This is a genomic window from Deefgea piscis, from assembly GCF_013284055.1.
GTDB classification, from domain to species: domain Bacteria; phylum Pseudomonadota; class Gammaproteobacteria; order Burkholderiales; family Chitinibacteraceae; genus Deefgea; species Deefgea piscis.
Genome location: NZ_CP054143.1, coordinates 1,272,193 through 1,284,883, shown reverse-complemented (window position 1 = coordinate 1,284,883; position 12,691 = coordinate 1,272,193). Strand labels below are relative to the sequence as shown.

At 49.2% G+C, this 12,691-nt stretch carries 11 protein-coding genes; 3 read left to right on the top strand and 8 right to left on the bottom strand.

Annotated elements, in window-relative coordinates; translation table 11 throughout:
• Positions 1-6: 6 nt before the first annotated feature.
• The 3 genes from HQN60_RS06240 to HQN60_RS06230 are packed head-to-tail and all read right to left on the bottom strand — an operon-like array spanning position 7 to position 2,493.
• Entirely contained in the window at positions 7-930 is a 924-nt protein-coding gene (locus HQN60_RS06240) for a Dyp-type peroxidase (RefSeq protein ID WP_173532839.1), read from the bottom strand.
• A gap of 16 nt (positions 931-946) precedes the next feature.
• Complete coding sequence (locus HQN60_RS06235; RefSeq protein WP_173532838.1) at positions 947-1,522, bottom strand: YqiA/YcfP family alpha/beta fold hydrolase; 576 nt, start codon at positions 1,520-1,522, stop codon at positions 947-949.
• Positions 1,519-2,493, bottom strand: a complete 975-nt coding sequence (locus tag HQN60_RS06230) for a quinone oxidoreductase family protein (protein ID WP_173532837.1) — start codon at positions 2,491-2,493, stop codon at positions 1,519-1,521. The genes HQN60_RS06235 and HQN60_RS06230 overlap by 4 nt, the downstream gene beginning before the upstream one ends.
• Positions 2,494-2,707: 214 nt before the next feature.
• Here HQN60_RS06230 and pta point away from each other — a divergent pair, with 214 nt between their 5' ends.
• Positions 2,708-4,759 carry a phosphate acetyltransferase gene (gene pta, locus HQN60_RS06225; protein ID WP_173532836.1) on the top strand — a complete coding sequence of 684 codons (2,052 nt, stop codon included), beginning with the start codon at positions 2,708-2,710 and terminating at the stop codon, positions 4,757-4,759.
• Positions 4,760-4,860: 101 nt separating this feature from the next.
• Here pta and fabI read toward each other — a convergent pair whose 3' ends face one another.
• The 3 genes from fabI to HQN60_RS06210 form a co-directional block, all read right to left on the bottom strand.
• The gene (gene fabI, locus HQN60_RS06220; protein WP_173532835.1) at positions 4,861-5,631 is read right to left on the bottom strand and encodes an enoyl-ACP reductase FabI; all 771 of its coding nucleotides are present in this window, start codon (positions 5,629-5,631) and stop codon (positions 4,861-4,863) included.
• Between the two features lie 242 nt (positions 5,632-5,873).
• A complete protein-coding gene (locus tag HQN60_RS06215; RefSeq protein ID WP_173532834.1) occupies positions 5,874-6,317 on the bottom strand; it encodes a hypothetical protein in 444 nt (147 codons plus the stop codon).
• A 97-nt stretch (positions 6,318-6,414) separates the two neighbouring features.
• Positions 6,415-6,744, bottom strand: coding sequence for a hypothetical protein (locus HQN60_RS06210; RefSeq protein ID WP_173532833.1), 330 nt, complete (start codon positions 6,742-6,744; stop codon positions 6,415-6,417).
• 196 nt (positions 6,745-6,940) lie between these two features.
• Between HQN60_RS06210 and metH the strand changes: the two genes are divergently transcribed.
• Positions 6,941-10,693 carry a methionine synthase gene (gene metH, locus HQN60_RS06205; protein ID WP_173532832.1) on the top strand — a complete coding sequence of 1,251 codons (3,753 nt, stop codon included), beginning with the start codon at positions 6,941-6,943 and terminating at the stop codon, positions 10,691-10,693.
• 3 nt (positions 10,694-10,696) lie between these two features.
• Complete coding sequence (locus tag HQN60_RS06200; protein WP_173532831.1) at positions 10,697-11,299, top strand: hypothetical protein; 603 nt, start codon at positions 10,697-10,699, stop codon at positions 11,297-11,299.
• Here HQN60_RS06200 and HQN60_RS06195 read toward each other — a convergent pair.
• Positions 11,260-11,658 carry an adenylyltransferase/cytidyltransferase family protein gene (locus HQN60_RS06195; RefSeq protein ID WP_173532830.1) on the bottom strand — a complete coding sequence of 133 codons (399 nt, stop codon included), beginning with the start codon at positions 11,656-11,658 and terminating at the stop codon, positions 11,260-11,262. The genes HQN60_RS06200 and HQN60_RS06195 overlap by 40 nt on opposite strands.
• Positions 11,655-12,608 (bottom strand): macro domain-containing protein, encoded by a 954-nt coding sequence (locus tag HQN60_RS06190; RefSeq protein ID WP_173532829.1) that lies wholly within the window; start codon positions 12,606-12,608, stop codon positions 11,655-11,657. The genes HQN60_RS06195 and HQN60_RS06190 overlap by 4 nt, the downstream gene beginning before the upstream one ends.
• Between the last annotated feature and the right edge of the window lie 83 nt (positions 12,609-12,691).

The following is a 12,691-nucleotide window of genomic DNA, read 5'->3' as shown; positions in this document are numbered from 1 at the left end:
CCAACGTTACACCAAACGCGCTAAAGCCTCGCGACTTGGGATAAAAAATGCGGCGCCAGTCACTGCACGGCTAAAATTGAGTAAATGATCCACGCGACCATCCGATGTTGGCGCAATCATTTTGGCCAGCATTTTTTCAAAATGACTCGGCGTTTTGCAATACGAAGCAAAATACAAACCTTGGTCACCACCCGGTGTGCCATACGGTAAAGAATGACGCAAAATCGCCAACTCTTCGCCCTCTTCCTCAATGACCACGCGGCTAATATGCGCCGTCAGTGGCTTATCTTCATCCGACATTTCAACGCTATCGGCCTTGGTGCGACCAATCACCGCCTCTTGCTGTTTAACCGGTAATTTATTCCACGTATCTAAGCGATGCACGTAGCGCTGCACATGCAAATAACTGCCACCGGCCCAATCGGCGTCTTCTGCGGCGACTAAGGCGACTTCGCTGCGCTCGTCATCTTCTGGGTTTTCAGTGCCATCGATAAAACCAGTTAAATCTCGCATATCTTGGTAGCGAAATGCATGCGTGGTATCAATCACATCCAGGCACTGGCTAGTGCCTTGCACCACCATATTGGCAAATTCGTGCAAAACATCGTAGCGCTCGGCGCGTAAATGCAAAATCACATCGGCCGCAGTGACTGGCGCAGGATGAATGGCACCGGCAATTCGCGGAAAACTACGCAATTGCACCGGTTTGCTCTCGGGGTAAAATTCAGGCCACATTTCAGCCCCCAAGCCCACGACTGAATAAAACGCGGCATCAGGATTTGCCGCAGCGAGTTCATCAGATTTAATCGGTAGCTTGGCAAAAAATTGCTTTAATTCTGCATCAGCGCGACGACCTAAGCGGCGGCGAAATAATAAAAATAAACCATGACTGGATGGTGGGGGCAGAATGCCACTTTGTGGTGTAGACACGCCATTCCTTTTCTATCTAATGAGTCGGGCCTTGATTGGCAAAGGCCCAAATTTGAGCTAACCAGTGAGGGTAATCGACAAAGCTATGGTCACCCCCAGAAATAATATTTTGTCGGCAGCCGGCATACCATTGCACCGCATCTCGATAATCGAGTACTTCATCGGCAGTTTGCGTGAGCAGCCAATAGCGATTTAAGTCAGTTGGCCGGCGCTCAAGCTGACAAAGTTTATCAGCAAAATCAGGTTCAATATGGTGAATTTCACCAGTTTGGTAGTTTTTTTGCTCACCCAAATATTGCTTAATCAAGTGATAAGGCTGCACTGCAGGGTTCACCAACACTGCCCGCCCACCAAACGTCTCCACCGCCCATGTGGCAAAAAAACCACCTAAAGAACTACCCACTAAACAAAAGTCGCCATCAAGCGGTGTGAGTAAGTCGCGCAGCATCTGCGCTGCCGCCTCCGGTTCCATCGGAATGGTGGGGCAAATAAAGCGTTCGCCCAGCCCTTGCTCGCGCATCCACTGCGCCGTATCTTGCGCTTTTTGCGATAGCGGACTGGATAAAAATCCATGCAGAAAAATCAGCTTCATGGGATTAACACAGTCGATCCGGTGGTGTTACGCGACTCTAAATCACGATGTGCTTGCTGCACATCGGCCAAAGGATAACGCTGACCAATTTCCGGCACGATGCGGTGCTGCGCCAGCGCAGTAAAATAATCTTGCGCCGTTTCTACCAATTCACCGCGATTGGCGGTGTAATGCCCCAAGGTTGGTCGAGTCAAAAATAAAGAGCCTTTTTGCGCCAAAATACCCGGGTTAAAACTCGGCACAGCGCCCGATGCATTACCAAAACTCACCAGCATGCCACGCAAAGCCAAGCAATCGAGCGAGCCTTCAAACGTTGCCGCCCCCACGCCGTCATACACCACCGGAACCCCTAGCCCTTCGGTTAAATCTCGCACCTGCTGCGGCCAAGTGGCATCGTTATAATCCAAAACATGATCACACCAAGCTGCGGCCATTTTCGCCTTGGCTGCCGAGCCCACGGTACCAATCACGCGCACACCCAACGCCTGCGCCCATTGGCAAGCAATCTGCCCTACGCCGCCAGCGGCGGCATGAAATACAATGGTTTGCCCAGCTTGCACTGGGAAAGTGCGCTTTAATAAATACTGCGCCGTCATGCCACGCAGTAAGGTGGCCGCCGCAACTTCATCGGCAACGCCATCGGGCACCAGCACTAATTTATCGGCCGCCACAATGCGATACGTCGAATACGCCCCCACCGCACCACCGGCGTAAGCCACTCGATCACCCACTTTTAAATCATGCACCCCGTGGCCCAAGGCCTCGATCACACCGCACGCCTCTAAACCCAATCCCGAAGGCAAACTCACTGGATACAAGCCACTGCGGTGGTAGGTATCAATAAAATTCAGGCCAATGGCTAAATGCTTTAGCAATACTTCTCCCGCTCCAGGTGGCGGCAGTTCCGCCGTCAGTAATTGCATCACTTCAGGACCACCTTGCTGCTGGATTTCAATTCGCACGGTTTGCATTCGTATCTCCTTATTGATCTTCTATCTTATTCTAGCAAGCACAACTGCGCTGGAGAAAGTGAGGCAAAAGGTAAGCATTGCACAAAGTAATTTGGGAAAAGTACCGCTAATAAATTCATCAAAAATAGAGTTGTGTCATATAAAGAAAACCTTAGCCGCGTTATAGTCACGCGATCTGCCCTTGTTACGGGTGCACTAGACTTAGGTTTCTCCAATGCAAACATTTTTTATCGCTCCAACTCGCTTAAATGTCGGCCTGACTTCAGTCACTTTAGGCGTGGTCCGTTGCCTGCAAAATCAAGGCCTTAAAGTCGGTTTTGTTAAACCAGTTGCTCAAGATCGCAATGTTTGCGATGTTGAACGCTCAACGCACTTTGCCCGCCAAATTTGCCAGCTTGACGTTCCTGATGCCTTGCCAGCCAACTACGCGATTGAACAAGTTTCAATCGACGAAACTGATGATTTACTCGAAGAAATCATCACCATGAGCATGGCCGCCGGCAAAGATGCCGATGTGTTAGTGGTTGAAGGTTTGCATCCAGATCCAAGCAATCCTTTTACCACCCAATTGAATACCGAAATGGCACTGGGCTTGCAAGCCACGGTGATTTTGGTCAGCGACGCCAGCGAAAAAAACATTAGCGAAGAAATCAAAATCGCCGAACGTCAATTTCGCAATGAAGGCGTACAAGTGGGCGGCGTGATTCTCAACAAAGCGCCTGCCGACTTTGATAAAGCCGCACTACAAGCCGAAATCGGCGAACTCAAAATCTGGGGCGTGGTGCAATTTGATTCAAAACTACTCGCACCGCGCACGATTGACGTGGCTTTGCATTTAAATGCCGAGATCATCGTTAAAGGTGAGCTCACTAAACGCCGCGTCAGCGAAACCGTGGTTGCCGCTCGCGCCGTACCTGAAGTCATTCGTCGTCTGAAACCCGGCGCGTTGATTGTCAGCTCGGGCGACCGTGATGATGTGATTTTGGCGACCGCCTTAGCCGCCAGCAACGGCGTGCAATTGGCCGGCTTGATCTTGACGCACAATACCGAACTGAATGAAACCGTACGCGCCTTTACTGAAATGGCCTTCCACACCGGTATTCCAGTATTGCGTACCGAAGGCGATAGCTTTAGTACCGCACTGGCAATTAGCCAAGTACCAACCGCCGTGCCAGCAGACGACAAAGATCGGATGAGCTTGGTGATGAATTCAGTCGCCGAACAACTCGATAGCGACGCTTTGCATGTGGGCGTACAAACCAAAGGCGCGCATCACCTAAGCCCGCCAGCGTTCCGTTACCAGTTAATTCAAAAAGCCCGTAACGCCAATAAACGTATTGTCTTGCCAGAAGGCGAAGAGCCACGCACGATTAATGCGGCGATTGCTTGTGAAGAAAAAGGCATCGCGCGCTGCGTATTGCTGGGTAATCGCGCAGTGATTGAAGGCATTGCCGCTTCACAAGGTTTGACATTACCGGCTTCGCTAGAAATCCTAGATCCTGAAGAAATTCGCGCGCAATACGTCGCGCCAATGGTTGAATTGCGTAAGAGCAAAGGTCTCACTGAAATCCAAGCTTTGCGTCAACTCGAAGACAATGTGGTACTCGGTACCATGATGTTGGCCATTGATGAAGTGGATGGCTTGGTATCAGGTGCAATCCATACTACCGCCAATACCATTCGTCCAGCCTTGCAATTGATCAAAACCGCACCGGGCTCGTCGATTGTGTCATCGGTATTCTTTATGCTGATGCCAGAACAAGTCTTGGTTTACGGCGATTGCGCAGTGAATCCAAACCCAGACGCCGATCAATTGGCCGAAATCGCTGCACAAAGTGCTTACTCAGCCAAAGCCTTTGGTATTGATCCAAAAGTGGCAATGATTAGCTACTCAACCGGCCAATCTGGTACGGGTGTGGATGTGGATAAAGTACGCAGCGCGACTGAAATCGCCAAAGCGCGCCATCCACAACTGATGATTGATGGTCCATTGCAATACGATGCGGCATCAGTACTTGAAGTCGGTCAGCAAAAAGCGCCGGGTAGTCTGGTTGCAGGTCAAGCCACAGTGTTTGTCTTCCCTGATTTGAATACCGGCAATACCACGTATAAAGCGGTACAACGTAGTGCCGATGTAGTCAGCGTTGGCCCAATGCTGCAAGGCTTGCGTAAACCGGTGAATGACTTGTCGCGTGGTGCTTTGGTAGACGATATCGTGTTTACGATTGCATTGACTGCAATTCAAGCCGAGCAAATGCTAGGTTAAGCGGTATATCCATCTAGCCATTGTATTTAATGGCCTGCATAAAAATACCCCAGTTTAAAACTGGGGTATTTTTTTATGGCTACACAACACGCTACAGCCTATCAAGCGAGGATATTCATCCCGCCATCAATATACAAAGTGCTACCCGTCATCCGCGCTGCACCGTCTTCACACAAAAAGGCGCACGCCTCGCCAACGTCATCAATCCCCGGCAATTCGCGCAGTGGTGCGCTACCCGCGCCATTACTAATCAACAAATCAAACTCACGAATACCACTAGCGGCACGGGTTTTAACTGGGCCGGGAGACACCGCGTGCACGCGGATTTTTTTCGGGCCCAGCTCGCTGGCCATATAGCGCACCGAGCTTTCGAGCGCGGCTTTCACCGGCCCCATCATGCCGTAATTAGGAACGACTTTTTCTGCGCCGTAATAGCTCATGGCCAATAGCGTGCCGCCTCTATCCATTAAAGCCTCGGCGCGATGCGCCATGCGGATAAACGAATGACAAGACACATCCATTGCCAAGGCAAAACCCGCCGCCGAGCTATCGACTACGCGGCCATGTAAATCTTCTTTTTGGGCAAAGGCAATTGAATGCACCGCAATATCAAGATGCGCATATTTTTGCGCAATCGCTGCAAACACCGCCACCATCGCCGCCTCATCTTGCACATCGCACAACTGCACAATACCGGGCTGCAATTCATCGATAATGGGCTGAATATACTTCAGCGTTTTTTCGGTTTGATACGTCAAAATCAATTCGGCACCACGCGCTTTTAACGCTTTGGCTACGCCATAGGCAATTGAATCTTCGTTGGCAATACCCATTACCAGCGCGACTTTTCCTGCTAAAGAACCCACGATCATTGCTTTCTCCATGAATGCGAGAGACTTGGGTCTGGGTAACACACCAAAGATCAGCAAACCCGCACTCTCTTCGACAAAAATCATACTCGCAAGCTTAAAGCGCCGATACGCGCTTTTTTACCAGCAAGGCCAGCAAGCGTCATCGCCTTGCGGCAAAGCAAAAAAAAGCCAAATTAAGCGCACACCAAGGCGATCAATCAAGCGCAAACCTGATCGATATGCAGCATTAAAGCCAATCCGATTTAAGCGGTTTCGCTGATATTGGGTGCGGTGCTGGGTTTGCTATTGGCGCTAGCTTGTTGCTGCGCATATTGGGCGGCAGCCGCTGCGGCTGGCCGTGAATTGGCGGGTTTTGCTACTGGCTCAGTCGCGGGCTCTGCCGCTTTCGCCGCCGTAGCTGGTGGTGCTGGCGGCGTTGGGGTTGGTGTTGCTTGCTTGCTGGCGACTTGCTCGGTGAATTGTTCGGCGTCTTCGGACTGTTTTTTCTTTGCGGCATCCGAAATCGACACCGCATCTACGGGTGGTTTTTCTGCGCTGCGGCTGGGCGCGGCATCAATGGGCTTAATTGAATCCGTGGTCGATACGCTCGACTTTTGTAGCTCAAGCATAACCGCAGCGGCATTATTCATGCCATTGGCTGCACGAGCGACAGAACTACTGCGGGAAACCATCATCTCAGACATCATGCGCCACCGTAAAACCAACATGCTGCAGCATAGCGGCCTCAGCGCCGGCCGAAAATGACAATCACATGCCTTAGCCGATAGCAGGTGAAATCAGCAATTAAGCCAATAAATCAAGCAGCTGACCAACTTCTGTAGACTCATCGTCAGCAACCGCTTGATAAGCCATCATGCGAGCTTGCGATACCCCACGGGAAGGTAGCATTTGCTGAATCAGCATCGAGGATAAATGCGGAAAAGTGCTAATTGGCTTGATCTGTAATTCATTACGCTGCGCTGCCAATACCCGATTAGGCGTTGAGCGCTGCTTGGCCGCAGCGATTTCCGTCTGCCGCGCCTGAAAATCCGCCGCTGGCGTACGCGCTGACAAAGGATGTACTCGCGTTACATATGGCACTTTCAGGGTGGGCATGGCAATGGCACGCGGCATAAGAAGAACTCCACTAAATCATACGCTTAGCTTATGCCGCTCTCCCGCGATAAAAAATGTACTAAGTCCGCTCTATCGCGGCATTTTTACCAAAATAGTCACCTTTTGCTGCGGAAAATCGCGGTTAGTGGTAAGGCAAGCTCGCTTTTGCATGGTAAAGTGTCAGGTTCATCGCCTTATTTTTTTGGATTCATTCATGACTCGTTTCGCGCAACTGCAAAGCTTACTTGAACAACGCATCCTGATTTTGGATGGCGGCATGGGGACAATGATCCAGCAATATAAGCTCGATGAAGCGCAATACCGTGGCGAGCGTTTTGCCGACTGGCATACCGACGTCAAAGGCAATAACGATTTACTGGTGCTGACCCAGCCACAGATCATTAGCGATATTCACCAAGCCTACCTTGATGCTGGCGCGGATATTATCGAAACCAATAGCTTTAACGGCACCGCGATTGCGATGGCCGATTATGAAATGCAAGCATTAGTCTGGGAGCTCAATTTTGCTGCCGCCAAATTGGTCAAAGACCTGTGCGTGGCGCAAACGGCGAAAACCCCAGAAAAACCGCGCTTTTGCGCTGGCGTACTCGGCCCAACCAGCCGCACCTGCTCAATCTCTCCTGATGTCAACGACCCGGGCTTTCGCAATGTGACGTTTGATGCGCTGGTTGAAACCTACCTCGAGGCCATCGACGGCCTCGTGCAAGGTGGCGCGGATATTTTATTGGTCGAAACCATTTTTGATACGCTCAACGCCAAAGCGGCGGTGTTTGCGATTAAGAAATACTTCGCGGATCGCCCCGAACTCGAAGAATTGCCGATTATGATTTCCGGCACCATTACCGATCAATCGGGCCGCACGCTCACTGGGCAAACCACCGAAGCTTTTTATAATTCGCTGCGCCACGCCGACCCGATCTCATTTGGTCTAAATTGCGCGCTCGGCCCCGATTTGCTGCGCCCGTATGTAGAAGAAATGAGCCGGATTTCGGACTGCTATGTATCAGTGCATGCCAATGCCGGTTTGCCCAATCCGCTAGCGCCCACCGGCTACGATCTCGACCCCGCCATGATGGCCGTCGATATTCGCGAATGGGCCGAATCGGGCTTTGCCAATATTATCGGCGGCTGCTGTGGCACTACGCCGGAGCATATTGCCGCGATGTATCAAGCGGTAAAAGACTTGCCACCACGTAAAAAACCCAGCATCGAAGCCAAATGCCGACTGTCTGGTTTAGAGCCATTTAATATCGGCGACCATGATTTATTTGTGAACGTGGGTGAACGCACCAATGTCACCGGCTCAAAAGCCTTTGCGCGCTTGATTTTAGCTGGCGACTACACCGCCGCGCTCGATGTGGCACGGCAACAAGTGGTCAACGGCGCGCAGATTATCGACATCAATATGGACGAGGGCATGCTCGACGCGCATAAAGCGATGGTCACCTTCCTCAACCTGATTGCTGCCGAGCCCGATATTAGCCGCGTGCCAATCATGATCGACTCATCCAAATGGGAAGTCATCGAAGCTGGCCTTAAATGCGTGCAGGGCAAATGCATCGTCAATTCGATCTCGATGAAAGAAGGCGTAGCCAAATTTATTGAGCAAGCCAAATTGCTCAAAATGTACGGCGCGGCCGTGATCGTGATGGCGTTTGACGAGCTGGGCCAAGCCGACACCTATGCGCGCAAAATCGAAATTTGCGAAAAATCCTACCGCATCTTGGTCGACGAGATTGGCTTTCACCCTGCCGATATTATTTTTGACCCAAATATTTTTGCCGTTGCCACCGGCATCGATGAACACGCCCGCTACGGCCTCGATTTTATCGAAGCCACTGGCTGGATTAAGCACAATCTGCCGCACGCCAAAATCAGCGGCGGCGTCTCGAATGTGTCGTTCTCGTTCCGTGGTAATAACAAAGTACGTGAAGCGATTCACGCCGTATTCTTGTACCACGCCATTGCCAAAGGCATGACGATGGGTATCGTCAACGCCGGTGCGCTAGAAACCTACGACCAAGTGGCACCAACGCTGCGCGATGCGATTGAATCAGTCGTGTTAATGAAAACCGACGACGCCCTTGCCGCAACCGAGGCGCTGATTACGCTGGCCGAAGCCTTTAAAGGCGACGCCAATGTGGCCAAAGGTGAAGACTTAAGCTGGCGCGAATTACCGCTGCAAGAGCGCATCACCCATTCGCTGGTCAAAGGCATTACCACCTTTATTATCGAAGACACCGAAGCCGCTCGCGTTTCGGTGGAACGGCCAATTCATGTCATCGAAGGGCATTTAATGACCGGCATGAACGTGGTCGGTGATTTGTTTGGCGCCGGCAAAATGTTCTTGCCGCAAGTGGTGAAAGCCGCGCGCGTGATGAAAGCCGCCGTGGCGCATTTAGAGCCATTTATCGAAGCCGAAAAAATCGCCCTCGGCCTACAAGACGAACCCGCCAAAGGCGTGATCGTGATGGCCACGGTGAAAGGCGATGTGCACGATATTGGCAAAAACATCGTCGCCGTGGTGCTGCGCTGTAATAACTACCAAGTCACCGACTTGGGCGTGATGGTACCGGCGCAAAAAATCCTCGATACCGCGCGCGAAATCAACGCCGACATCATTGGACTATCGGGCCTGATTACGCCAAGTCTGGAAGAAATGAGCCACGTGGCCAAAGAAATGCAGCGCCAAGGCTTTACCATTCCGCTGCTGATTGGCGGCGCAACCACATCCAAAGTGCATACCGCCGTTAAAATCGAGCCGCATTATCAAAATGACCAAGTCATCTACGTTGCCGACGCCAGCCGCGCGGTGGGCGTGTGCTCGAATCTACTCAGCGATGAGTTAAAACCGGCGTTTGTGGCTGGCGTGAAAGCCGAATACACCAAGGCGCGCGAGATTTTTGAAAGCAAAGATCGCACTAAATTGATTAGTTTGGCTGAGGCGCGCTCACATAAATTTAGCCCTGATTGGTCAACGTATACCCCGCCAAAGCCTAGCTTTCTTGGCGTACGTGAATATACCGACTATAGCTTGGCTGATATCGAGCCCTTTATCGACTGGACGCCGTTCTTTCAAAGCTGGGAATTACACGGCCGCTATCCGGCCATCTTGCAAGACGAAATCGTCGGCGAAGCCGCGCGTAGCTTGTACGCCGATGCCAAAGCGATGCTGAAAAAAATCGTCGATGAAAAATGGATTGCCGCTGCTGGCGTAATTGGCTTTTTCCCCGCCGCCAGCGTTAATCACGACGACATCGAGCTCTACGATCCAAGTGATGTAGGGTCGACTTCAGTCGACCAAGCCGCTGAGCGCAAACCCATCATGACTTGGCACAATCTGCGCCAGCAATTGCCGAAGCCGAAAACGGGCGATGTGAAACCCAACTGGTGCTTGGCCGACTTTATCGCCCCCAAAGAAAGCGGCGTGGCAGACTATATCGGCGCCTTTGCCGTTACCGGCGGCATCGGCATCGACGCGCCAGTTAAAGCCTTTGAAGACGCCAACGACGACTACAACGCCATCTTGCTTAAATCACTGGCCGACCGTTTTGCCGAAGCCTTTGCCGAACACATGCACTACCGCGTTCGCACCGAACTATGGGGCTACGCCCAAGATGAAGCGCTGAGCAACGACGATTTAATCGACGAAAAATACGTCGGCGTGCGCCCAGCGCCGGGCTACCCGGCCTGCCCTGACCACACGCCAAAAGTCGATTTATTCAAAGTGCTCAATGCGCCCAACATCGGCATGACGCTGACTGAGGGCTACGCCATGTTGCCAACCGCAGCGGTGAGTGGTTTTTACTTTAGCCACCCAGAATCCCGCTACTTTGGCGTGGGGAAAGTGACGCTGGATCAGGTGGAAGATTATGCCCAGCGGCGTGGGGTGAGTCTTGCTCAGGCCGAGCGGGATTTGGCACCGAATTTGGGGTATGTGGCGTGAGGTGTGACTCTAGTGCTGCCTAGTAAAGAACTAGTTGTTTATCATGGTACTTCTTTAAGCAACTCGATAAAAATCTTAAAAGATGGCTTTATTTCATCAAAGAATGAAGATGATTGGCTAGGCTGGGGTATTTACTTTGTAACTGATGGATTGTCTTCAGGTGCAATGAGTGCTTTTGAATGGGCGCAATTTAAATGGCCAAATGAAGAGCTAGCCGTGGTTCGTGCAAGAATTAGATTAACTGATAATGGATTAGATCTGAGGACAAGATCCGGACTTGCTCTTTACAATCAAGTCAAGGGTGAGTTAATTAGAAGTGAGTATTTGTCTTTGCTGGCAAGAAGAGATCTTTCGATAAAGAAGAGAAAAGACATTAGATGTGATGACAGAATAATTACAAATATGGTTGTTCGGTATTTGAAGTGTGACTATATAATCCATAATGTTTACATAAAAGATAAGTTGCAGTCTCAAATCCAGCTAGAATCTGCTTATCCTAATCAAACTTTGGTTTCGTTATATAATGGCAATCTAATTTATGATGTGGAGATCATGCCCCTGTCTTTTTACGAATCCATAATTAGTGAGGATGTTGAAATTTCATAGCTATATTGCAGGGTTACTATCTCGACATTGTTGTTTTGCAGGTGTTTTTTAAGGTCTTCATTGATTCTCCTGTCGTTGGCGTGAAAGTAAATATTAAATTTTATTTTTTCATAGATTTCTATAGTGCAATCTTCTTTTAAGAAAATTGCATCTGCAAGTCCTGTTTTTTTTAATTTGTTTATTCTTGTACTCTCGCATTCAATTGGTCTTCCTATTCCTTTTCGTAACTTGACCTTGGTGTCAGAATCTACAAAAACTAATAGTACGGAACATTTTTTTTTACAGTTTGCGAGAAAACTTATGTGGCCTTTGTGAAGTAAATCAAATGTGCCACATGCATAGCCGATTGCGTTATTCATAGATTATCTTCAAGGTACATTTTGACCTTTTCTGCATCGCCCTCTCTGTAGGTTCCAAAATATACATCCAGATTATTGCTGTACTCTTTCATGCCGTTAATAATCGGGTTTATTGTTGCTGGAATAGCCAATTCCTCGTCAATTTCTCCTGCGCCAAGCCCAAATATAGGTATAAATATTGATGAAATGTTATTCGCTTCGCAGAATTTCAAACATTTATCAATTATTTTTTTATTTGTTGTCTCGGATATCTTTTTTTCTCCAGTTTCTGAGCATTTTTTCAGGGCGACTGCATGAATTGTATGTCTTACTCCTCGGGCGTAAGCATCTGTATTCTTTGCAGCTTTGATTTCAATGGTTTCACCTGTTTGGTAGGGCCCAATTCCTTTATTTTTTTTCCAATAGTTAATTTCTTTTTCAATGTGACAAATTATGGTTTGCCCTTTCTCGTCTTTCTCTGAGGATAATATCCTAATTCTAGAAGACATTGACTCCCCTGTTCCTATGTTTAGCCATTGATTCTCAGAAGTTACAACCACTTCAATATTGTTGATATGCAATATTGATCCACAATACGAGAATAATTTAACGTTATTATTGCTGCCAATGGGGTCAATTTGGGGGGTTATTCTCTTGTTGGGCTTATTTTTTGGGGGGGTCTGGCCTTTGTGATATAAATATAGCCCTGTTAGGATACAGCTAATTATCCCAATGAGAACATATATCTGCTGCGAATTGTTAACGATTGGCTTGATTTCGCAAGCAAAGTTCCAATTAGAGCAGGCGATTTCGATTATTATCTTTGCTATTAGCTCCTGAAATGATTCATGCGCAAATGGAATTAGTATTATTGCTATACCAAAGAGAGAATTTGCTGCCATAAAATAACCATTCTTTCTTGTTGAAAGAACAAGCCATCGGTTGATTATCTTGTTTATGATTTTTCTCATGATTTCAAGCCATTTGGAATGGGCGTTAACCCGTACTGATCTTTTTGTCAAAAAATCAATGGGGTCAGAGTCGATTGATTTCT